Genomic DNA, 23400 nt, shown 5'->3' with positions numbered 1-23400 from the left:
GGAGTGCTGAAATACTTTACGATTCGCAAAATGTTATCACCTGCGAAGTCGTCAAGAAAGGCTATTTCCTGACATTCGACTTCATCGACTTTCACGAGGAGAGTTATCACCTGCGACGCAACGAAAGCAATGAGGGTGATCGGGAAAGCCTGATTCAGAGAGCGGTTGAACTGAAACAAAAAGGGTGGGCGTATCGTGCCATTGCTAAAGAGGTGTTGGGAGATGAAAATAAACAAGGCACCATTAGTAAATGGCTCAAAAAACGAAGTGTTTCCATCCCAAACGGAAACAGTGGAAACAGTGGAAACGCTTTGTGATGTGCTTGAAGTCTGCTCACACCGGCAAACGTTATTGGGTCTTATGATCTGAATAACTACACATTAGAATTGTCTTAACCAAGTTTTACGACAGGTTACCAACCTTTCGTACAGCTATTGCCATGCCCGTTTCCATCGTTTCCACCGTTTCCATCGCTGGAAATGGAAACGGTGGAAACAGTGGAAACGGCATCAATGATTGAATTATGTGAAAATCACATATGTTTTTTATTAATCTTTAATTTTTTACATCATGAAAAGTAAAATTTTCGAAGTGCCAACCGAGTTGTTGGCTGAATTTTCTGAACTGTTGTCCGAGAATGAATTGGTCAACGAGATCCAAGGCAGCACCGAGGATGATGAAATCATCATCGAAGTGAGCTATTCGGCTAAGCAGAAAGCTGCCATCCATGAATTAGAGGATTGGTTGGAAGATGCGCTTGACGAATTGGATGAAGAAGATGAGGATGAAGACGAAGATTCGGACGATGATGACGAGTCAGAAGACGAATAAGTGACTTTGACTTCAAGAAAGCAACCCCTTTTGCGTGATGCGGAAGGGGTTTTGCATTTTATCAAGCAAAAAAGTTGACAAATATTGCGTTCTCGATATGTATTTTGGTCAATGAGTTTGCAAAAAACAGAGAAATGATGCAATTCTTCTGGAAAATTGGAAGAAAAGGATTGAGCAACCATGCATTGGGTTCATTTTGGGAAGGAAAAACAAAAAGTCAGCAAAAGAAAGCTTGAGATATGAAACAATCTCAAGAGTATTCAATGGAAGTACAAAAGAGATTAGAAAAATCAAAAACACTTGACAGAAAAGTGGCAACTATACTCTTCCAACGGCACGTGTTGCCACTATTGTGACTATGTTTTCGACTTGATTTATGTATGTTAAAATGTATGTCCCAAACAAAAAATGGTTACAACTTTTAGTTGTAACCATTTGATTTTTAAGTACCGAGAGGCGGGCTTGAACCGCCGACCTCATGATTATGAATCATGCGCTCTAACCAGCTGAGCTACCTCGGCATTTATATTCAGAGACCTTCATCGTCAGGTTTTATGTCAGAAAGGCAAATCATCCGGGGCGTATGCCTTAATATTTCTAACACCTTTTTTGATGAGGATTTATCCTCTGAAAGGCAAACCATCATTGGGTTTTGCGGTTGCAAATGTAGGAGAATATTTTGAATGGAAAAATGGCAGATGCGTTTTTTTTGATTCTTTTTGCTATTTTTGTTGTAACATCGTGATTGTCAGAAAGGAATTTTTATCGTTTTTCTCAGCATTCATGAGTGTTTCGGCCGTTTTGTACTGCTCAATTCGATACTAAAGGGCCGATGACTGACCCCAATACTGATAAAGAGAAATGAAGATGACCATTGAGAAAGTTCAAATCGACCTGGAGTTTATCATCAACTCAACTCCCGGCGTCCTGTTTAACAGGTTGAGTACCCCCAGCGGGTTGTCGGAATGGTTTGCCGACGATGTGGATCTGCACGACGAAAGTGTGTACACCTTTAAGTGGAAAGGGGAACAACAAGAGGCCATCGTTTTGGAGCGGAAGGAGAATAAGCTCATTCGGTTTCGTTGGCTCGACGACGATGATGAAGAGGCGTATTTCGGGTTTCGCATTGTCACCGATGAGCTGACTGGTTCGACCGCCTTGGTGGTGACCGATTTTTGCGACGCCGACGAACGCCGCTATGCCATCGAGTTATGGAACAAACAAATTGAATTGCTCAAACATGGTTTAGGCACCCTTTGACCTTGAAACAAGTAAACTTTCACTACTTTTGCATCCGGTTGGTTTTTTTGACTAACCGGATTTTTTCTTTCTATCGGAAGCCTTATGAAGCGACTGCATCTTTTTATCCTAAAAAGTTTTTTGGGCCCTTTGGCCATGACTTTCTTTATCTCTCTGTTTATCCTGGTGATGCAGTTTTTATGGAAATATGTGGATGAACTCGTGGGCAAGGGGCTTGAGTGGTACGTGATGGCCGAGTTGCTGTTTTACGCCTCGTTGCAGGTGGTGCCCATGGCCTTGCCACTGGCCATTTTGTTGGCTTCGCTGATGACATTCGGGAATATGGGCGAGCATTACGAGCTCACAGCTTTAAAAGCAGCCGGCATTTCCCTGCCACGCATCATGAAACCCTTGATGGTGTTTATTTTGATGGTGGCCGGCGCGGCATTTTGGTTCTCGAACAATTTGTTACCGGTAGCCAACCTCAAACTTTATTCGCTGTTATACGATGTGCGGCAAACGCGGCCTGAACTGGATATTAAGGAAAAGGTGTTTTACGATGGCATTGAGGATTTCAGCATCAAGATTGAAGACAAAGATCGAGAGACGAACATGATGCACGATATCATGATATACGACCATCGCGATAAACTTTCGCGCAACAGCAACGTGACCATTGCCGATTCAGGCAAATTGCAGGTGTCGGAGGACAAGAAGTTTATGATTCTCACCCTTTATAATGGTGTGCGCTTTGATGAGAAGGTGGCTCAGGAAAAACGCCGATTGCGCGACCGCGAATTACAGTCGTTTAGGACTGACATCTTTGAGTCGCAAACAGCATTGATTGAGTTGCAAGGGTTCGATTTTACCCGTTCCGATGAGGGCTTTTTCAAGTCGAGTGACCGCATGAAAAACCTGGTGCAGCTGCGCGTGGATGAAGATTCCATTCAGAAAATTAAAACCATGCAAGTGACCGACCTGTCGGAGCGCATGAAGCGGACCCACTTTAAGCGGGTGCGGTATGCCTTTAGTCCCGGTCAAAAAAATGCCATCGACAGTGCCATGGCTGAGGTGACTGTGGTGCCCCTCGATAGTGCCATGAGCGCCCTGACGGCCGAAAAACAGCGCAACGCGTACGAAGGTGCCTTGCGTGCCGCCCGCGAGAACCGACAGATGATTGAGGATCAAAACCGTTTTATCGAAAAGGAAGAGACCAAGATTGTTCGACACCAGATGGAGCGACACCGCAAGTTTACGTTGCCTTTTGCGTGCATCATCTTCTTTTTTATCGGGGCGCCGCTGGGGGCCATCATCCGCAAGGGCGGGTTGGGGATGCCGGTGGTTATTTCGGTGTTGTTTTTCATTCTTTATTATGTGATCAACACCACGGGCGAAAAGATGGCTCGCGAAAGCATTTGGGAGACCTGGCAGGGCATGTGGCTCTCGTCGGGCATACTGTTGGTGGTGGGCGCTTTCATCACCTATAAGTCGTCCACCGACTCGGCGCTGCTCAACTCTGACGCTTATACCATCTTTTTCCAAAAGCTGTTTCGTAAGCGTCGCAAGCTTGTTAAAGCTGAGTGACCGCATTCTTTTTGCAAACAAACACAAACCATATTATCAAAAAAACATTCATAGATGTCCGAAGAGCAATTCCAATTAGACTCCATTGAATCGGCCATTGAGGCCATTGGCAAGGGAGAACTGATAATCGTAGTGGATGACGAAGACCGTGAGAACGAAGGCGATTTTATTTGCGCGGCTCAACTGATAACCCCCGAGAAGGTGAACTTTATGGCCACGCATGGTCGTGGACTCATTTGTGCGCCGCTCACCGAAGAGCGATGCGACGAGCTGGAGCTACCGCTCATGGTGGGCAATAACACCTCGTTGCATGCCACGCCTTTCACCGTATCGGTCGATCTGCTGGGGCAGGGGTGTACCACCGGCATCTCGGCATCCGATCGTGCCAAAACCATCTTCGCATTAAGCAATCCCGATACCAAGCCCGAAGACCTGGGGCGTCCCGGCCACATCTTCCCGCTGAGGGCGCGCAACAAAGGGGTGCTGCGCCGAAGTGGGCACACCGAGGCTGCCGTCGATTTGGCACGCCTGGCCGGGCTTAATCCTGCTGCCGTACTGGTCGAAATCATGAACGAAGACGGCACCATGGCCCGCCTGCCTCAGTTGGTCGATATTGCCCGTCGCTTCAACCTGAAGCTGATTTCGATTAAAGATCTGATTGCTTACCGTCTCAAGGATGAATCGCTCATCATCAAAGGCGTGGAAGTGAGCCTGCCTACCCAATACGGTCATTTCCGACTCATCCCCTTCAAGCAAAAGAGCAACGGGCTCGACCACATGGCGCTGATCAAAGGCACCTGGGAACCCAATGAGCCCATTCTGGTGCGGGTGCATTCGTCGTGCGCCACGGGCGACATTTTCGGGTCGTTGCGGTGCGAGTGTGGCGAACAGCTGCACAAGGCCATGGATACCATCGAAAAAGAAGGTAAAGGCGTGGTGGTGTACATGAATCAGGAGGGCCGCGGCATTGGTCTGATGAGCAAAATCATGGCCTACAAACTGCAGGAAGAAGGCCGCGACACCGTGGATGCCAACCTTGAGCTGGGCTTCGAGGCCGATGAGCGCGACTATGGCGTGGGAGCGCAAATCCTGCGCGAGCTGGGCGTGCACAACATGCGCCTGATGACCAACAACCCCATCAAACGCATCGGACTGGAGGGCTACGGCCTCAAGATTGTGGAAAACATTCCCATCGAAATTCAGCCAAACCCCTACAACGAGGTGTACATGAAAACCAAAAAGGAGCGCATGGGGCACAACCTCCAAGTGTTTAAGTATACCGATAAGAAAGAGTAGTTCTTTTGATACTTCATCATCAAACGCGTCGAAGCCTCTGGGTTGCGGCGCGTTTCTTTTTGTTGATGGATGAACTTTTGGGCGGATGTGGGTGTTTGGGAAAGGGGCAAAGTAGGAGAGTGCGAGAGTGCTTAAGCAGGAAAGTGCACGAGTACATCAAACAAAGTAATTGACGACACAACGCTCTGTAAGTCCCCCTTTGGGGGATTTAGGGGGCTTAATTTTTTTAACACATGAATAACCATGACGAGGAGACGCCCTCCTATCAATCGGCAGCGGCCGAAGGCGATTTTTATATGGATGAACGCGGTTGGCGCGTGATGACGGCCACTTTTCATCGCAAACGCGGCTATTGCTGCGGAAGTGGTTGCCGGCATTGTCCCTATTTCCCACGGCATGCCAAGGGAAGTACCAGTTTGGAATAGATGAGGAGTGAAGATGCTCGATGGCACTCACACCTTTCATCAGAGAGATAAAAAGAACGGTAGATGTCAGACAGACAGATGAGACTTAAGAGATGGGGTAATGCGTCTCTTAAGTCTCATCTGTCTGTCTAAATGTCTAATGTCTTCTTCTCTAAAAATGATGATAGGGGGGCTCGTATTCTGTTCAGTGGGGTGTTTCCCCTCAATTCCCTTGCATTTTTATGAGAATGATGATAGGTTTACATCCTCAAACATCATTGTAAGGCATGACACAGCAACGTTTACGCATTGTTTTTATGGGCACCCCCGAGTTTGCGGTGGAGAGCCTCAAAGTATTGGTCGAAAACAATTACGATATCGCGGGGGTGATTACCGCCCCCGACAAACCGGCGGGTCGGGGCCAAAAGCTCCGCCAGACGCCTGTGAAGGAGTACGCCCTGAGCCGTGGCCTGACGGTGTTGCAGCCCACCAACCTCAAGGATCCTGCTTTTGTTGAGGAGCTGCGCGCCCTGGGTGCCAACCTGCAGGTGATTGTGGCCTTTCGCATGTTGCCCGAGGTGGTGTGGGCCATGCCGCAACTGGGGTCGTTTAACCTGCACGCATCGCTGTTGCCCCAATATCGGGGCGCTGCGCCCATCAACTGGGCGGTGATCAATGGCGATGCCCAAACGGGAGCCACCACCTTTTTTCTGCGTCACGAAATCGACACCGGCAACGTCATCCTGCAAGAGAAAATCGACATCCTGCCCTCCGATAACGCCGGCAGTGTGCACGACAAGCTCATGGTGATGGGGGCACAATTGGTGCTCAATACCGTGCAGGCCATCGAGGCCGGGCAGGTGACCACCCATCCGCAGGAGCATCTGGCACAGGGCGAAGTGTTGCGTCCGGCGCCGAAAATCTTTAAGGAGACATGCAAAATCGACTGGCATCAACCAGCCGTGGCGGTACACAACCTCATTCGCGGCCTCAGTCCATATCCCGCCGCGTGGTGCGACTGGGCGATGCCCGACGGAACCCTCACTCAGGCCAAAATTTTTGAGTCGGCACTCGTATATGGCAGCCCGCTGATGCCCGGCCACGTCGAGAGCGACGGCAAAGAGCGTCTGGTGGTGGGATGTGCCGATGGCGCCATCGAGATTCGTTCCATCCAGCTCGCCGGCAAAAAACAGGTCACGGTACAGGAGTTTCTTCGCGGTCACAAAATTGCTCCGGGAACGAAGATTTGACATTGAGAGTGCCTAAGCAGGAGAGAGGCAAAGTGCCTAAGTGGTGAAGTGGCAAAGTAGCAAAGTGCCTAAGCAGGAAAGTGCAGGAATCCCACAAACAAAGTAATTCATGACACCATGCGCTGCAAGTCCCCCTTTGGGGGATGAGGGGGGCTTTTGAGGTTGAGTCGCCACTCCGGTGCGTAGCCCATTTCCGTTGGGAAATAGCTCACGCACTCAAAGCGCGGTTCATTTCCATCTGGAAATAGCTCACGCACTCAAAGCGCGGCCCATTTCCATCTGGAAATAGCTCACGCACTGAAAGCGCGGCCCATTTCCATCTGGAAATAGCTCACGCACTGAAAGCGCAGCCCATTTCCATCGGGAAATAGCTCACGCACTCAAAGCGCAGCCCATTTCCGTTGGGAAATGGCTCACGCACTCAAAGCGCAGCCCATTTCCATCGGGAAATGGCTCACGCACCCGGTGCGCGGCTCAATCGCAGTGACACATCGGGTGAACCCATTCCGTTTTACCCCAAAAGAGAGGCACCAAACCCCGACAACGCATGTGTGATGCGCTTTTGCCGTGGCTTGGTGCCTCTTTATTAGGAATAAACCGTTGCCTGCTCTGTCACGCTTTTGCTTGGTGGCACTGAGGTTTCCTCTCCTCAGCGGTTCTCATCTTCTCTCACTGCAACTCAGCGTCAGTTCTTATTGTGTTATGCTGAGGAAGACGAGATTTATTCAAGCACACGATACAGACTTCATCAAACACACATCAATGTTTAGCTCCGATCTCTTCGTCTCTTCAGTCTCATCTGTCTAAACATCTTCTTGTCTCTTCTGTCGCCTCCTCCCGTTACGGAAACTTGGGGAACTGCTTGAAGTCGGGATCGCGTTTCTCTAAAAATGCCTTGCGACCCTCCTGGGCTTCCTCCATGAGGTAAAACATCAGCGTGGCATCGCCGGCCAGCTCCATGATGCCGGTTTGGCCATCGAGCTCGGCGTTGAGGCCCCGCTTGATCATGCGCAGTGCCATGGGGCTGCGTTGCAGCATTATTTTGCACCATTCCACCGTTTCGTCCTCCAGTTGTGCCAGAGGCACCACCTTGTTCACCAGTCCCATGTCCTCGGCCTCTTGTGCCGAATATTGCTTGCAGAGGAACCAAATCTCGCGCGCCTTTTTCTGACCCACGTGACGCGCCAGATACGACGATCCAAAACCCGCGTCGAAGCTTCCCACCTTGGGGCCGCTCTGACCAAAGATGGCGTTGTCGCTGGCCACCGTCAGGTCGCACACCACGTGCAGCACGTGACCCCCGCCAATGGCGTAGCCGTTCACCATGGCCACCACCGGTTTGGGCATGGTGCGGATGCGTTTGTGCAAGTCCAGCACGTTCAGGCGGGGCACGCCACTCTCGTCGATGTAGCCGCCGTGACCCTTCACGTTTTGGTCGCCCCCCGAACAAAACGCCTTATCGCCCTCGCCCGTGAGGATGATCACCCCCACATCGGCCCGCTCGCGGCAAATGTCGAAGGCATCAATCATCTCGGTCACCGTTTTGGGGCGAAACGCGTTGTACACCCGTGGCCGGTTGATGGTCACCTTAGCGATGTTTTCAAAAAATTCCAGTTTAATGTCCTCGTACTCCTTCATGGAGACCCATGCTCGTGTAGCCATATTGTTGTTGTTTAAAGCCCACTCATCCCCCAAAGGGGGACTTGTAGAGCGTTGTGTTAAGCCCCCTAATCCCCCAAAGGGGGACTTGTAGAGCATTGTGTCGTCAATTACTTTGGTTGATGTACTCGTGCACTTTCCTGCTTAGGCACTTTTGTACTTTGCCACTCTCTTACTCTCCTGCTTTTGTACTTTGCCACTTTCCTCCTTTGCCACTTTCCTCTTACCCCCTCATCGCCGCAAAATAGCCCTTCAGCACCCGGGCACTCTCCTTGGCGGGTGTCATCACCTCCACGATGGCCGTATGAGGGTGCTGCATGAGGGTGGCCAATTGCTCGCGCAAATCGGTTTCGTTCTCGCATCGCCAATAGGCCACGCCAAACTGACGGGCAATCATCTCGGCATGCATGTGGTGCGAGGTGGCGAAGAATTGCTCCAGCTCGTCGGTGTCCGACGGTCCGGGGATGTATCGAAAGATGCCGCCCCCGCCGTTGTTCACGATCACGATTTTCAGGTTCGAGGGCAGATGTTGGTTCCATAGCGCGTTGGAGTCGTAAAAAAACGACACGTCGCCCACCACCAGCAGGTGCGTCACCTCGCGACGTGCCAGGGCAGCGCCCACAGCCGTGCTCACGCATCCATCAATGCCGCTGGTGCCCCGGTTGGCGTAGCAGTCAATGCCGTTCCACACGTCAAACAGCTGGCCGTAGCGCACCGGCGTGCTGTTGCCCAGTTGCACCGACATGCCGGTGGGCAGGGCGTTGAGCACCATGTCGAACACCTTCAGGTCGCTCCAGGGCAATGCCTGCATGGCCTGTTGATGCTGTTGATTGGTTTGTTCCACCCGTTTGTGCCACAGGTCGCGGTAACGGCTCTTGGTCGGTTCCACCAATGGCATCAGTTGGGTGAAAAATGTGGCCGGGTCGGCTTCCACCACGCGGGTGAGGCAGCGATAGGTGTCGGTGGCGTGCCCGTGCGGGCTGATGTGCCAATGTTCACGCGGCGGATATTTGCGCAACAGGGTCTTGACCATTTTCGAGAGCACCTGACCGTCGAAGGTGATGAGCAAATCGGGACGAAACAGGGGCGCCTCGTCATCGCCGATGGAGGCCACCACCCGGTCGATGCACCGCACAAATCCTTCGCCATACAGGTTTGTGAGCGATTCGGTGAGCACGGCCACGCGTTCGCGTTCGCTCATCTGTTGCAGAACTTGTTGCAGAGCCACATCGGGGCGATGCATGCCTGCGAGCACCATCACCCGTTCGGTGCCCGACCACAGCTGTGCCAGTTCGGCCAGCGTGTCGGCATCGGGCATGGACGTGCCTTGGGAATAGGCCACGTGGTGCGTTTTTTTGTGTTGATGCACGGTGCGCCCGTAAAGGGGTTCGCGCAGTGGGATGTTGATGTGCACAGGACCCGAAGTTCCCTGGTCAAAGGCCAGCAGGGCATCGGCAATGAGGCGTCGGCACAGCCACTCGTCGTCGGGCGTGTGCAGGTCGGGGGGCAGCGTGCAATGGTGGCGTACAAAGTTGGTAAAGATGCCGTCCTGACGGATGGTTTGCCCGTCGGCCTGATCGATCCACTCGGTGGGACGGTCGGCCGTGAGCACCAGCAGGGGCACTTGTTGGTAATAGGCTTCGGCCAGCGCCGGGGCATAATTGAGCACGGCCGTGCCGCTGGTGCACACCAAGGCCACGGGGTCGCCCGTTTGTTGTGCCATGCCCAGTGCCACAAAGGCGGCGCTGCGCTCGTCCACCACCACGTGGCAGGTAAACGATTCAATGGCGGCAAAGGTGAGGATGAGCGGGGCGTTGCGCGATCCCGGTGAGATGATGATGTGGCGGATGCCTTGTGCCAGGCACATATCGGCCAATAGGTTGACCGTTTTTTTATCGGAGGTCATTTTTGTCATAACCCTGCAAATGTCACATATTTTTCAGAACTGCCAAAAGGGTTCGGGCTTTGAGTTCGGTCTCGGTCCATTCGTCTTCGGCCACCGAATCGCGGGTGATGCCGCCTCCCACGTAAATGAGGGCCTGATCCGAAAAGTGTTGCATGCAGCGAATGGTGACGTAAAATTCCCGGCGGTCGTGTCCCGTCTCGCCCTGAAATCCCCCGTAAAAATGGCGTTGGTGAGGTTCGATGGCGTGTATGGCGGCCAGCGCCTCGTGCTTGGGCAATCCGCACACGGCTGGCGTGGGGTGAAGGTCGGCCAGCAGGCGCGCCAATCCTTGTGCCGATGGGCGGTGGGTGAAGGTGAATTCGGTTTTCAGATGCGAGATGCTGCCCGCACCGGCCGTAAAGGGCCCTTTGACTTGCAGGTCATCTACTGCATGATGCCCCAAAATCCCGTGAATGAAGCGGCTCACCAGTGCCTGTTCCTCCAATTCCTTGGCATTCCAGGGATGCGAGGGGGGCACGTCGCTGCTGCGAGTGCCGGCCAGTGCCACCGTTTGGTAGTCGTGCCGATGGCCGCGCAGCAGCAGTTCGGGCGTGGCTCCCATCCACATGCCCGACCGGGGCGTGTAAAACCAATAAACGCAGGCCTGGGGGTAGGCGGCACACAGGCGGTGGTAGATGTCTGCTGCCTGGTCAATGGTGGCCGGGTGTGGCAGAATGCGCGACAAGATCACCTTCGTGAGGTGGTTCTTGTCGATTTGTGCCATCATTTGTTCCAAACAGTGACGATGTGTCGATGCATCCATGATGGCGTTGCCCGAAAACGAGGGCAGGGGAGGGGGCATGATGCCCGTTTGGATGAGTTCGTCCACCGTGCATTCAAAACATTGGTCGGCAGGGATCCACACCGAGGCTTCCTGTTGGGCATCGAAGGGTACGGTGAGGTAACCCGCCCGGTCGAGCACCGTGTGCCACTCTGGCGGAGTCAGTGCCTGTGCCGCGGGCGATGCCACCACGCGAACCCGTTCTGCGCCCGGACGGCGCTGACAGGCAAACGACCATCCTGAGGGGATGGCCGTGGGTTGAGACTTATTTTCGTTATTGTGCGACACGAACGTCATGTTTGATGCAAAAATAATCACACCCGAGTGCCCGGATGCCCCTTTTGTGATTTTTTAAACCACCGCAACTGTTTTTTTTGTGTCCGAAGGGTGTCAATGGTCGATGTGGTGTCACTCACAGGCTCTCCCTGTTTGCTGAGGCTGATGCGTTGTGATGCGTAGATGCCCGAGTGCCCGCTAAAGAGGTAGGCCACAAAACAGGCCAGGGCAAAGTACAGGATGTGCTCGCCTCCAAACAGCTCCACGCCCATGATGGTGCAGGCCAGTGGCGTGTTGGTGGCCGCGGCAAACACGGCAATGAAGCCCAGGGCGGCAAACAAATCGACCGGTGCTCCGGTGACCATGGCAATAGCATTGCCCAGTGTGGCGCCAATGAAAAACAGGGGCGTTACTTCGCCTCCTTTGAAGCCCATGCCCAGGGTGATGGCCGTGAACAGCAGTTTCCAAAACCAACTCATGGGTTGCGCCCCGCCCTCGCGAAAAGCGTTGACAATGCTCACCCCGTCGGGATGTTGCGAGGTGACGCCCAGCCCCAGGTAGTCGTTGGTGCCCAGTGCCCAGGTGAGCGCAATGATGAGGCATCCGCCAACGGCCGGAATCAGCAGCTTGTGTCGGATGAGTTTCCCCGACAGGGTTTTGATGCCGGCCGTGAGTTCGGCAAACAGGGTGCCGGCCAGGCCAAACAGCAGGGCGGCCATCAACACCTTGCCCAGGAGCATGGGATCGAGTTTGAAATGCATCCATCCTCCCGTGGGAAGGGTGTGAAAGTCGATGTGGTAATGGGTGTGCCCGATGCCGTAAAGACTGCACACCACGTCGGCCATGATAGCGGCCATCAGACAGGGAATGAGGGCGTCGTATTTGATGCGACCGATGGTGAGCACCTCCAGGGCAAACACGGTGCCGGCCACGGGGGTGCCAAACACGGCTCCAAAGCCGGCGGCCACCCCGGTCATGAGCAGGATGCGCACGTCGTCGCGCTTCAGTCGAAGCCATTTGCCCACTTGCTGGGCAACGCTGCCGCCTATCTGCACCGCCGTGCCTTCGCGCCCGGCCGATCCTCCAAACAGGTGCGTGACCACGGTGGTGATCAGCACAAACGGGGCCATGCGTGCCGGAATGCCACCGCCCTGTTGGTGTATTTCGTCCATCACCAGGTTGTTACCCGCCTCGGCATTCTTGCCCCTGAAGCGGTAAAGCGCCACGATGGCCACCCCCGCTACCGGCAACAGGTACAGCAGCCACGGATGTTCCCACCTCAGCCGCGTGGCCTCGTCGAGCAGCCACAGGAACAGCGCCACCATCGACCCCGCCACGATGGCCAGTGGCAGCGTCAGCAGAATCCATTTTCCCAGGTATTTAAAAAAAGCAAGTTGTTCGATGGCGGGTTTTGATATGGGGGTCATTATAATACTGGATTATGAATCAATATCGTTTAGTTAGTGCTGCTCGAACAAAAGACAAGAAGATTTTTAGACGGCAGACAGATAGATTAGACCGGGGAGACGAAGGAGATGGATTTAAATATTTGTTCTCATCTTATCATCTGTCTCATTGTCTCACATCTTCTTCTCATAAACAAACGACATTGTATGATGAAAAAACGAATGCGATTAAACTCCAAGTTATTGTGCTTTGGATTCACGATACCATGTTGGGCGGCGTCATCCCGTCGATGAATGCCCGGATGTTTTGCGCCACCACTTGCGACATCTCGATGCGGGTTTCGATGGTGGCCGAGCCGGTGTGGGGGGTGAGTACCACGTTATCGAGTTTCAGCATTGCGGGGGGGATTTGGGGCTCGTCCTCGTACACATCCAATCCTGCTCCGGCGATGGTGCCGTTGCTGAGGGCTTCGATGAGAGCTGTTTCGTCCACCACGGCGCCCCGGGCGGTATTGATAAGGATGGCCGTGGGGTTCATCTGTTCGAAGGTGATGCGGTTCATCAGGTGACGGGTGTCTGACGTCAGTGGCACGTGCAACGACACGATGTCGGCGCTGCTCAGCAGTTCGTGCAACGGCAGCCACGTGGCATGGTATTGTTTTTCGTCGGCCGGCGACATGGGCTTTCGGTTGTGGTAGACCACCGTCATGCCAAAGGCCAAGGCTCTTCGTGCCACGGCTTTGCCAATAGCGCCCATGCCCACAATTCCCAATCGTTTGCCCCATAGGGTGTTCGAGAGATTTTGCATGGTTCCCCACCGCAGGGGTTTACCATGTTTGAGGGCGGCATCGAGGTGGCTTACCCGTCGAGCCACGTTGAGCATCAGTGCCAGTGCCAGTTCGGCTGTGGGTTCGGTCACCGGGTGGGGGCAGTTGGTAACAATGATGCCTTTGTCGCGGGCATGTTGCACGTCCACGTTGTCGTAACCTGCGCCATAGTTGGCGATGATTTTCAGTTGTGGCGCGGCATCTATCATCCCGGCTGTTATCTTTCGTCCGAATATCGACACCATGGCGGTACATTGCGGCAGGTGCTGCAGCACTTCCTGGTCGGTAAAGGCCTCGTTGGTCGGGTATATCAATTGGCAGTCGGGCAGAATCTCCCGAAACGGTTCGACGGGGATGGCCGTGGGGATGAGTATGTAGGGGGGAGTGTGCATGGTCATCGGTTTTTTGAGGTTCAAAGGTAAGTCTTCTTGTGTGAAATTGTTCTTCTGTGATGGCATTGTCCGAGGGGCTTCGGTCTGCGATGCAATTAAATGTTATTTTTAGCGTTCCATTTTTGCAATCTAATTTGATATGTATTTCAATCGACTCCTATATATAATGTTGTTGATGCTGTCGTGGTCGAGCGTTCAGGCACAGGTGCGGCATCAGGTTCACGGTGTGGTGAAGAACCGCCTGGGGGAACCACTCGAATATGTCACGGTGATGGTGAAAGAAAGCCAGCAAGGGAGTACCACTACCGGCACGGGGGCGTTCTCGTTTTATACCACCCGGTCGTTTCCATTGGTCATTGTGGTGTCGGCCATCGGGTACGAAGGAAAGGAGGTGCTCATTCAAAGTGCCGACGGGCTGGCGTTGCTGCTTGACATTCGTTTGGATGAAAAGACCGAGCAGATTGGCGATGTGAATGTCACCGCCACGCAGCGCGGCAACGGCACTTTTACCCGCATCGATCCCAACTTAACCACTTTGTTGCCCGATGCGGCCGGTAAGTCGGTCGAGGGATTGGTGAAGAGCCAGATTGGTGTGGCCAGCAACAACGAGTTGAGTTCCCAGTATCGGGTGAGAGGGGGCAACTACGACGAGAACCTGGTGTACGTGAATGGCATTGAGGTGTATCGGCCGTTTTTGGTGCGCTCGGGACAGCAGGAGGGATTGAGTTTTGCCAATCCCGACATGGTGTCGTCCATTCAGTTCTCGCCCGGGGGGTTTGATGTGTCGTATGGCGACAAGCTCTCCTCGGCTCTCGATATTCGCTACAAGCAGCCCACGTCGTTTGCTGCCGGAGCCCAGGCCAGTCTTTTGGGGGCATCGGCGTATTTGGAGGGGATGTCGAAAAACGGACGTTGGAGTCATCTCTCGGGCGTGCGTTACAAAACCAACCGTTATCTGTTGGGTAGTCTTGATACCAAGGGCGATTATTCTCCCACCTTTGTCGATGTGCAGTCGTTGTTGCATTTTAAAATCAGTGACCAATGGTCGGTCGATGGGTTGGTGAATTATTCGCAAAACAGCTATGAATTCATTCCCACCGATCGGGAAACCTCTTTTGGCACCATGAGCGAGGTGAAACGGTTGACCATCTATTTTGAAGGTCAGGAGAAAGATCTCTTTCAGACGGGGTTTGGTGCCCTGGCTGTAAACCATCATCGCGACAACAGTCAATATAAATTGACCCTTTCGGCCTTTCGTACCTTCGAGGAGGAGGCATTTGACATATTGGGGCAATACCGGTTGCACGATCTCGATCCGGTGAACGGCGAAGCATCGTCTGATGAGCCCATGACCGGAATCGGAATTGGAAGTTATCTGCTGCATGCCCGAAACGATTTATCCGGACAAGTGGCCAATGCTGCTTTGCGAGGCACCCATCAATATGGACGTCACGTGCTGAGCTGGGAAGCGAAGGTGCAATCTGAGCGTTTTCGCGATAACGTGAACGAGTGGGAATTGCGCGATTCTGCCGGTTACTCGTTGCCTTACTCTGGCAAGGTGGTATCGGTGTTTGATGGCACGCACGGCCAATATCAAACCCAATCGGCACGCATGACCGCCTTTGCGATGGACAATTGGTCGTTCCCCTTGGGACGTGGGCAAATGTCGGTCAAATATGGCGTGCGCGGACAGTACTGGGATTTGAACAGGGAGTGGTTGTGCAGTCCCCGGTTCAATGTTCAGTATGTGCCGGGGGGAGCAACCCGGATGCTGTTTCGGCTGGCCACCGGCATTTATTATCAGCCTCCTTTTTATAAGGAGATGCGGAATAGCGACGGAAAATTTAATGACGAGTTAAGAGCACAGAAATCTGTTCATTATGTGGCCGGGGGCGATTGGTTTTTTAATGCTTGGGGGCGCCCGTTCAAATTGACCACCGAGTTGTATTATAAGCATCTCAGTAATTTAGTGTCCTATCAGGTCGATAATGTTCGCATTCGCTACTCAGCCCAAAACGATGCTGATGGTTATGCCACCGGCATTGACTTTAAGCTCAATGGCGAGTTTGTGAAGGGCATCGAATCATGGGCTTCGTTAAGCATCATGCAGACTGAGGAGAATATTCGTGACGATGTTCGTCTTGTTCGTCAGGACGATGGGGCGCAAACAGCAGTATATCCGGGGTATATCCCGCGCCCATCGGATCAACGGGTGAACTTTGCGTTGTTCTTTCAGGATTATCTGCCCAATAATCCTTCATTCAAAGTGCATCTCAATTTGCTGTTCGGCACGGGGTTGCCTTTTGGACCACCTCGTTCCCAACGTTATTTGGCCACCTTCCGCACCCCCCCCTATCGTCGTGCTGACATCGGTTTTTCAAAGGAGTTGATCCGTCAACGGGAAGGGGTTAATGCTCATTGGTTAAAAAAGATGTGGATTGGTGTGGAGGTATTCAATCTGTTTGATATCAATAACACCATTTCCTATTATTGGGTCACTGATGTTAGTAATCGTCAGTATGCAGTGCCTAATTATTTGACATCGCGTCGGTTAAATGTTCAGTTGACGGTTGCTTTTTGATGTTGAAGCCATCTTAAACATCTGCATTGTGATGGCTTCATTTTTTTGAAACGTCAACAGCTTTTGTGTTTTTTTTAAGTTGTGTCGTTTTTTTTCTATGGTTTTGAAGGTCAGTTCTCTTGTGAAATAGCACGCCTAATTTGTTGGTCTCCTCCCCCCCGAAAGGGTTAATAAAACCCCCTGTTGGTGCGGGGTAGAATCAAACAATATGGCTAACGTCATCCCGTAGGCATACCCTATCTTAGCAATGTAGAAAACAAGATGATTAACCTTAAAAAATGAAACCCATGGAAAAAATCTCATGCCTTACCTTCTCCGTTGGAAAAGAGTATTTCGCCATCAACATTAAAAATGTTCGGGAAGTGTTGTTTCATCAATACTACAGCAGTAATTGCGACCCTTCACAGCCCTATGCCGGAAATATTAGTCTTCGTGGCAAAGTGGTGCCATTGATTGATGCGCATTGTAAGCTCTTTCTCAACAAGAGTGGCAAGAGACACAACCATACGGTTATTGTTTTTGAAACACCGGGTAAATCAGGACACAATATGTTAGCAGCAAGTGTGTTCTCTGTTGATGAAGTTCTTGAGTTGGATACCAAGGATATCATGCCTATCCCATTTAGTTACGATACGCATATCAATCCCATGTGTGTAGATGGGGTCGTTAAATATCACAATTCTCATCTGTTTGTGGTGAACCCCGAAAAATTTTTGGCCATGCCCAATGTGCTCAAGCAAGTTTCGCAACCTACTAAATCTTACATAGCTTAACCAAGCCCTGTTTTTTATCTCCCTTTCCTAACTTACTTTGACCTTTTTTTGATTACATCAACCCTTTCTGATCCTAATCTAATTTGGCCTTTGTTTTTTTTACCCTAACCAAACAACTAAGCCTCTGTGAATGATTTTCGTTCACGTAAAAAACCTGCAGAGTAGGAGACGTTGGTCTCTGAAATGCAGGTTTTTTTATGTGTGTAGGCCTTTGATTTTTTTCTTTAAAGAGAACTATTCTTAATTGTTTGTTGTTCTATTTTTTGAATGGATTTTATATTGGTTAGTTTTAACACTAAATGGCCAGCCTGTCGGCATGGTGATTTTTGTATTTAATGTCAATCATCAATCATAGAATATTGAAAAATAGGGGTGATTGATGTTTTTGAATGTATAAGAGTGTAAATTGATATTAATTTTGAAGAAAAGTATTTTATAACATATCGGGTTTTTTCCAAAACGGGAATAAATAACCCATTTTTGCAGAAATTTTCATGAAAACACAAAACACAGTAGAAATGAGCCGAAAACTATTAATCCGCGATGTCACCCTACGGGACGGTCAGCAATCATTGTTTGCCACCCGCATGAAGCAAGTCCAAATTGATCGGGTATTGCCTTTGTATAAGGAGGCCGGTTTTTATGCGCTTGAGGTGTGGGGAGGTGCTGTGCCCGATTCCATCATGCGTTATTTGAATGAAGATCCTTGGCTTCGCCTGGAAAAAATCAAGAAGGAAATTGGCAATGTGTCGCACTTAACGGCCTTGTCGCGCGGACGTAACCTTTTTGGCTATAACCCTTATCCCGAGGAGGTAATCGAGGGGTTTAACCGCAATGCGGTGCAAACCGGGATTTCGATCATGCGTATTTTTGATGCGCTCAATGATACCAGCAATATCAAGTCGACCATCAAGTATGTGAAAGAGAACGGCGGTTTGGCTGATTGTGTGGTGTGTTATACCGTGGATCCCAAGTTTACTAAAAAAGAAAGGATTCTCGCCTTTTTGAAAGGTAAGCCTCTGCCCAAGGCTATTTTTACCATTGATTATTTCGTGAAGATGGCCAAGGAATTGGAAGCCTTGGGTGCTGATATGATCACGCTAAAAGATATGGCCGGTTTGGTGCCTCCTCGTAAGGCTGGGCAAATCATAAAGGCATTTAAGCAACATGTGAAAATTCCCATTGATTTCCACACTCACTGTACCCCCGGTTACGGCTTGGGAGCTGCTTTGATGGCCATCATTAACGGAGTAGATATTGTAGATACGGCGTTGTTGAATTTCGCGGGTGGTCCCGCAGCTCCTGCATTTGAATTGATACAGATTTTTTGTAATAAGTTAGGCATCGAAACCAATGTGAATCTCGATGTGACGGTACGTATCAATAAGCTGTTGAAAGAAATCCGTCAGGAGATGGCTGATATTGATAGTTATAAAGTTTTCCCCATCGAGTTTGATATCACCAAGGACAAGTTGCCTGCTCATATCGACAAGTTGTTTGATGATGCCATTGAATATGCCAAAGCCGACAACGAGGCCGCTTTATTGGAGGTGTGCGGTAAGATTGATAAGTATTTCAACTTCCCCGATCCTGATGAAATGGTGAAGTTTGCAGAGGTTCCCGGGGGGATGTACACCAATATGTTGGCTCAGCTTAAGCAGTTGAAGCAGGAACATTTGTTGCCCCGCGTGTTGCAGGTGATTCCTACCGTTCGTTTGGCAGCCGGTTGTCCTCCGTTGGTGACACCTACCAGCCAGATTGTTGGGGCTCAGGCTGTAAACTGTGTGATTGACGAAAAAAATGGAAAACCATTTTATACCAATAATTCCATTCAGTTTGTCAACCTGGTGAAAGGGTCTTATGGAAAAACACCTATCCCGGTTGATCCCGAGTTTCGTTTGAAAATTGCCGGTACGCGTGAGGAAATCCCTTATAACACTGCGAATTATCAAAAACAGGCCAACCCTTCGTTTCCTGAGTATGGTGACGATGTGAAATTGGCTAATAATGAGAAAGAGGAGTTGTTGTTGGAATTGTTTCCCACAGTGGCCAATAAGTTCCTGCTCGATAAAGTGCACGCCGACCATGGACGTCGGATTGCTGAAGAAGAAGAGGAGCGTCAGCGAGCTTTTGAGGCTGAACGCAACAAATATTTGGCATTGTCACCCGAAGAGAAAGAGGCTCGTTTGATCGAGGGACTGTATCAATGGTGGTAATTTGTATTAAAGGTTTTTACACAAGGGTGTCCGTTTGGATGCCCTTTTTTTATTATTTTTCCCGTCTTTTAGTGTGTTTTGTATTTATTTGAATTTTAAGTTTTTGTTGTGTTTATTTGTTTTTCTCATTTCCTTTTAGTGTGAATAAAATGATTGATTTGTGAGGAGGGAATGGTGTTTGTTGTATATCTTTGGATAAAGAGATGAATAAATCTTAAAACTGATATTATGAAACGCATTATTTGTCCTGTATCGTTTGATAGAGTGCCATCACATTTGCCTCGAGTGAATGCGGTTTTTGTGGTGCTGCTGTTGTTGGGTTGGGCTTGGTTGCAGTGGCATTGGATCTTGATGTTGCTGTTGGCCGATTTCTTTTTGCGGGGCTTTGATTTTGGTCGATGGAGTCCATTGATGGGCTTGTCTGGTTGGTTGTCTCAACGGGTGGGTTTGATATCGACAATGACTGATAAAGCCCCCAAAATGTTTGCAGCGCGATTGGGATTGGCTTTTGTGATGCTCATTTTGGTGTTATCGTTCGTTGGTGAGTTCTATTTGAGTATGACTGCAGTGTTTGCGATGGTTGTTCTGGCATTGTTGGAAGCCATTGTAAATTTTTGTGTGGGATGTTATCTTTACCATTGGATGGTGCACCCCTTTAAAAAACTGGCATGATTTGCTTAAAAAATAAAAAGGAACCCAGCAGGGGTTCCTTTTATTTTTAGCTATAGTATGAAACTCGTGTTTGAGTCGAATAATGTTGTTGAGAAATGTCAATCATTGAGTTGATCCCATGAGTATTCACCCACTTCAATGAGTTCTTTTTCGACGTTTTCTTTGGTAATGACAACTGATTTGACCTGTACGGTTGGTATGTCAACCAGCCCGTTAAATGTCGTGGCGTTGATTTGCGACTTGATATTCTTTTTGTTGACAATGTCCACAGCTAATTCAGCCGCTTTGTAACCCAGTGTTTTATACGGGTGGTAAACCGTGGCGGTTTGCTTATCGTTAAGGATGTGTTTAACGGCGTATATATCGGCATCTTGACCCAGAAGAACCACCTTGCCTGTCATGCCATATTTATCGAGGGTTTCGATGACCCCATCGGCCATTGGGTCGCTTCCTGCAAGGATCACGTCGATGTCAGTGCCGAACGATGAGATGACCTGATCTATTTCTTTAGCTGCAATTTCCCGGTTCCAGTTTTCGATGTAAGATTCGTAAATAATGTTGATGTCCCCTTTGGCAACGTGTGGTGCCAAAATGGTGTCGATGGCGGCTTTAAGTTCAACGCCATTACGGTCAAAACGGTCGCCGGCTAAGATGACATAGTTACCGGTTGGTTTTCGGGTCAGTGCGATGTCGCAAAAAATTCGTCCAATCTCTTCATTGTTACCTGTGAAAAAAACGTCGTACTCAACGTTGCTTATCAGACGGTTGTAAGCCATTACCGGCACTCCGCGGCTGTGTGCTTCGCGTACCAATGGTGCGATGGTGGCACCGTTGAGTGCGGCAATGATGAGCATGTCAACCCCTTTGTCGAGCATTTTGATGCCGTTTTGTATTTGAATGGCATCGTTGTCTTCGCCACTCATTACGATAGGTTCAACACCCAGTTGCCTGAGTCGTTCGGTAATGAAATTCCCTTCTTTGATGAATCGGGGGAATTGTTCGGATGGATAGAGGTAGCCGATTTTTATTTTTTCTTTCTTGCCGCAGCCGGCCAAAACCAGGATTGTGATGACAAGAAGCAGTATTTTCTGAGAAAAAGCCAAAAATCTTTTCATAAGTTGTTGATTATGTGTGTATAAATTTTGGTTGAGCGAAGTGTATGGATGATGTGTTAAATTTAAGAAAAAGAGTTCAGATGGTGCTATATTTATTGTGTTCGATTGCACAATTATTAAACTTTTTTGATGGTTTATAACCATAATGTGTTAATTTCGTATGAGTGGATATCATTAACAAATCTTCAAATTCATAAACCTCATGACACGTTGGAAAGACCTGAAAATCAGGAAAAAAATAGGGAGCGGTTTTTTACTAACCATTGGGATATCTGTCATTACCGGGGCTGTGTTGTTGTTTAATTTATATCGTATTACGCAAAGTACTAAGGAGATGTCCGATATACATATCCCTTCGGTTAACGAAGCCAGTAAGGTGATGCGTTTTTGGCAAGAATCAAGCGAATACGCCAGGTCGTTTGATTTCACATCCAATAATTTTTATGCAACGCGTCAACATATCTCATTTGATAAGATGAATGAGGCATTGTTGAAGCTGAGTATTTATATGAAAGGGCGTGAAGCAGAGTTGGCCACCAAAGGGGTCAATCTTGAATTGTTGCGTAATTACGCTTTAGCTTACAAGAACAGCCGCGAGGCTTATGAGGCTACGGCAAAGGATTATGTCAGAATAAAGGGTGATTTTACCAAATCGATGATGGCTATCAACGCTTCATCGCAAGTAGGGAGTGCCGCAAAGCTTAATGCTGTGGCATTTGCTATTAAAACTTATGAAGAGCAGCGTGATGGCGTTTCAATGAGAAATCAAATTCCATTGTTGCAGGCCATCGCTCAGGGGGGGACCTCTGATATCAGCGAAGCGGCTGAATATGGCGTTAATATGTTGAATCAGTATCAATCGATGCGATTGGCAGAGTTGAAAAATTTTGAAGATGCTAAAAACGTGCTGTGGGAGGTGCGTGCGTCATCGGATATCGGGCTTGATCAAATTATGGTTTTGGGGGATCATATCACCGGGATTATGCGTTTTCAGCGCGATTTACAATTGATTGTTATAGTGGTTATTATCGCCTTGGGTTTGTTCTTGATCTATTTTCTGGCCAATGCCATCAGTAAACCGATAAATACCAGCATCGAACTGGCAGAGATGGTTGCAGCAGGTGACTTGTCGGTGACCATGAATATTGACCGAAAGGATGAAATAGGTCGTTTGGGTGCCGCTCTGAATAAAATGACTGAGAACTTGAGAACCATGGTGAGCGACATCACTCAGAGTGCTGCGCTAATTGTGAATGCCAGTGATAAGTTGAATCGCGAGGCCACTGAATTGGCCGAAGGAGCCACGGAACAGGCTGCATCGGCAGAGGAGGTTTCTTCATCAATGCAGGAGATGCATGCCAACATTCAGCAAAACAACGAGAATGCCAAGGAAACCCAGTCCATTGCAGCTAAAACGGCCGAGGGGATGAAAATCAGTAACGAGAGTTCAAAAATTGCCGCTCAGCATCTGAAAGAGATTACCGATAAGATTTTGGTAATTAAGGATATTGCCTTTCAGACCAATATACTGGCGTTGAATGCGGCAGTTGAGGCGGCTCGCGCCGGGCAAGAAGGACGTGGTTTTGCAGTCGTTGCCAGTGAGGTTCGGAATTTAGCTGAGCGTAGCCAGGAGGCAGCGCAGGAAATTACCAAAGTATCTGCTGTGGCCATCGATTCGAGCGATGTTGCGACCAATTTGATTGATACCATCACTCCTGAAATTGAAAAAACGGCCAGTTTGGTGCAGGAGATTACGGTGGCATCGATGGAGCAGGTTACAGGGGTAGAACAAATTAATAGCGCACTGCAACAATTGAATAACGTGACGCAACGCAATGCGACTAATGCAGAAGAAATTAGTACTGCAGCCAAGGATTTGGATCAATTATCGCGCAAATTGTTCTCTGCTATTTCGGCATTTAGTGCTTCAGAAGCTGATTATGCCGGTCGAAATATGGTTAGTAACCATCACGACGAGGAGGGCGATGAGGACGAGTCGTGTGAGTTAAGTCGTCCGCACGTTCAGAGGGAGAACAAGATGATTATCGATTTGGGGTTGGATGACCGGGAGTCATACGAAACCTATTGATCGATTTAAATTGAATTTGATGAAGGCTGCCATTTGTTGGTGGCCTTTTTTGTGAATGGGTGGG

General features: G+C 49.7%; 18 protein-coding genes and 1 tRNA gene. 12 read left to right on the top strand and 7 right to left on the bottom strand.

Annotated features, from left to right (window positions below):
- The coding region (locus LX69_RS17830) for a hypothetical protein (RefSeq protein WP_221621364.1) at positions 1–317 on the top strand (317 nt) is incomplete at its 5' end.
- A 253-nt stretch (positions 318–570) separates the two neighbouring features.
- Positions 571–831 (top strand): hypothetical protein, encoded by a 261-nt coding sequence (locus LX69_RS17825; RefSeq protein WP_170124398.1) that lies wholly within the window; start codon positions 571–573, stop codon positions 829–831.
- 447 nt (positions 832–1278) lie between these two features.
- Here the strand turns inward: LX69_RS17825 and LX69_RS13845 are convergent.
- A tRNA-Met gene (locus LX69_RS13845) sits at positions 1279–1352 on the bottom strand.
- A 340-nt stretch (positions 1353–1692) separates the two neighbouring features.
- Between LX69_RS13845 and LX69_RS13840 the strand changes: the two genes are divergently transcribed.
- The 5 genes from LX69_RS13840 to fmt all read left to right on the top strand — a co-directional run bounded on the left by LX69_RS13840 (position 1693) and on the right by fmt (position 6604).
- Positions 1693–2091, top strand: a complete 399-nt coding sequence (locus LX69_RS13840; protein WP_185741718.1) for an START-like domain-containing protein — start codon at positions 1693–1695, stop codon at positions 2089–2091.
- An 84-nt stretch (positions 2092–2175) separates the two neighbouring features.
- Positions 2176–3654 (top strand): LptF/LptG family permease, encoded by a 1479-nt coding sequence (locus LX69_RS13835; protein ID WP_111446646.1) that lies wholly within the window; start codon positions 2176–2178, stop codon positions 3652–3654.
- Positions 3655–3708: 54 nt separating this feature from the next.
- The gene (locus tag LX69_RS13830; protein WP_111446645.1) at positions 3709–4950 is read left to right on the top strand and encodes a bifunctional 3,4-dihydroxy-2-butanone-4-phosphate synthase/GTP cyclohydrolase II; all 1242 of its coding nucleotides are present in this window, start codon (positions 3709–3711) and stop codon (positions 4948–4950) included.
- A gap of 233 nt (positions 4951–5183) precedes the next feature.
- A complete protein-coding gene (locus LX69_RS13825; protein WP_111446644.1) occupies positions 5184–5375 on the top strand; it encodes a DUF5522 domain-containing protein in 192 nt (63 codons plus the stop codon).
- A gap of 266 nt (positions 5376–5641) precedes the next feature.
- On the top strand, positions 5642–6604 hold the full coding sequence (fmt, locus tag LX69_RS13820) for a methionyl-tRNA formyltransferase (protein ID WP_111446643.1): 963 nt from the start codon (positions 5642–5644) through the stop codon (positions 6602–6604).
- Positions 6605–7444: 840 nt separating this feature from the next.
- On the opposite strand, the gene menB is transcribed toward fmt, so the two are convergent.
- The 5 genes from menB to LX69_RS13795 all read right to left on the bottom strand — a co-directional run bounded on the left by menB (position 7445) and on the right by LX69_RS13795 (position 13890).
- Positions 7445–8266 carry a 1,4-dihydroxy-2-naphthoyl-CoA synthase gene (menB, locus tag LX69_RS13815; protein WP_111446642.1) on the bottom strand — a complete coding sequence of 274 codons (822 nt, stop codon included), beginning with the start codon at positions 8264–8266 and terminating at the stop codon, positions 7445–7447.
- 220 nt (positions 8267–8486) lie between these two features.
- Positions 8487–10178 carry a 2-succinyl-5-enolpyruvyl-6-hydroxy-3-cyclohexene-1-carboxylic-acid synthase gene (menD, locus tag LX69_RS13810; RefSeq protein WP_111446641.1) on the bottom strand — a complete coding sequence of 564 codons (1692 nt, stop codon included), beginning with the start codon at positions 10176–10178 and terminating at the stop codon, positions 8487–8489.
- Positions 10179–10191: 13 nt separating this feature from the next.
- Positions 10192–11277, bottom strand: coding sequence for a chorismate-binding protein (locus LX69_RS13805; protein ID WP_170124403.1), 1086 nt, complete (start codon positions 11275–11277; stop codon positions 10192–10194).
- Positions 11278–11303: 26 nt separating this feature from the next.
- Positions 11304–12692, bottom strand: coding sequence for a voltage-gated chloride channel family protein (locus LX69_RS13800; RefSeq protein ID WP_111446639.1), 1389 nt, complete (start codon positions 12690–12692; stop codon positions 11304–11306).
- Between the two features lie 235 nt (positions 12693–12927).
- A complete protein-coding gene (locus LX69_RS13795) occupies positions 12928–13890 on the bottom strand; it encodes an NAD(P)-dependent oxidoreductase (RefSeq protein WP_170124402.1) in 963 nt (320 codons plus the stop codon).
- A 139-nt stretch (positions 13891–14029) separates the two neighbouring features.
- Between LX69_RS13795 and LX69_RS13790 the strand changes: the two genes are divergently transcribed.
- From LX69_RS13790 to LX69_RS13775, 4 genes are all read left to right on the top strand, one after another.
- Positions 14030–16471, top strand: coding sequence for a TonB-dependent receptor (locus tag LX69_RS13790; RefSeq protein WP_111446637.1), 2442 nt, complete (start codon positions 14030–14032; stop codon positions 16469–16471).
- Positions 16472–16758: 287 nt separating this feature from the next.
- Positions 16759–17244 carry a chemotaxis protein CheW gene (locus tag LX69_RS13785; RefSeq protein ID WP_170124401.1) on the top strand — a complete coding sequence of 162 codons (486 nt, stop codon included), beginning with the start codon at positions 16759–16761 and terminating at the stop codon, positions 17242–17244.
- Between the two features lie 518 nt (positions 17245–17762).
- The gene (locus LX69_RS13780) at positions 17763–19460 is read left to right on the top strand and encodes a carboxylase (RefSeq protein WP_111446635.1); all 1698 of its coding nucleotides are present in this window, start codon (positions 17763–17765) and stop codon (positions 19458–19460) included.
- Between the two features lie 228 nt (positions 19461–19688).
- Positions 19689–20132, top strand: coding sequence for a DUF4395 domain-containing protein (locus LX69_RS13775; protein ID WP_111446634.1), 444 nt, complete (start codon positions 19689–19691; stop codon positions 20130–20132).
- Between the two features lie 98 nt (positions 20133–20230).
- On the opposite strand, the gene LX69_RS13770 is transcribed toward LX69_RS13775, so the two are convergent.
- Positions 20231–21247 carry a sugar ABC transporter substrate-binding protein gene (locus LX69_RS13770; RefSeq protein ID WP_170124400.1) on the bottom strand — a complete coding sequence of 339 codons (1017 nt, stop codon included), beginning with the start codon at positions 21245–21247 and terminating at the stop codon, positions 20231–20233.
- A gap of 202 nt (positions 21248–21449) precedes the next feature.
- Here LX69_RS13770 and LX69_RS17820 point away from each other — a divergent pair, with 202 nt between their 5' ends.
- Positions 21450–23336, top strand: a complete 1887-nt coding sequence (locus LX69_RS17820; protein WP_111446632.1) for a methyl-accepting chemotaxis protein — start codon at positions 21450–21452, stop codon at positions 23334–23336.
- The last annotated feature ends 64 nt before the right edge of the window (positions 23337–23400 follow it).

The organism is Breznakibacter xylanolyticus, assembly GCF_003254275.1.
GTDB classification, from domain to species: Bacteria; Bacteroidota; Bacteroidia; order Bacteroidales; family Marinilabiliaceae; genus Breznakibacter; species Breznakibacter xylanolyticus.
This window is presented reverse-complemented; position numbering and strand designations above follow the sequence as displayed.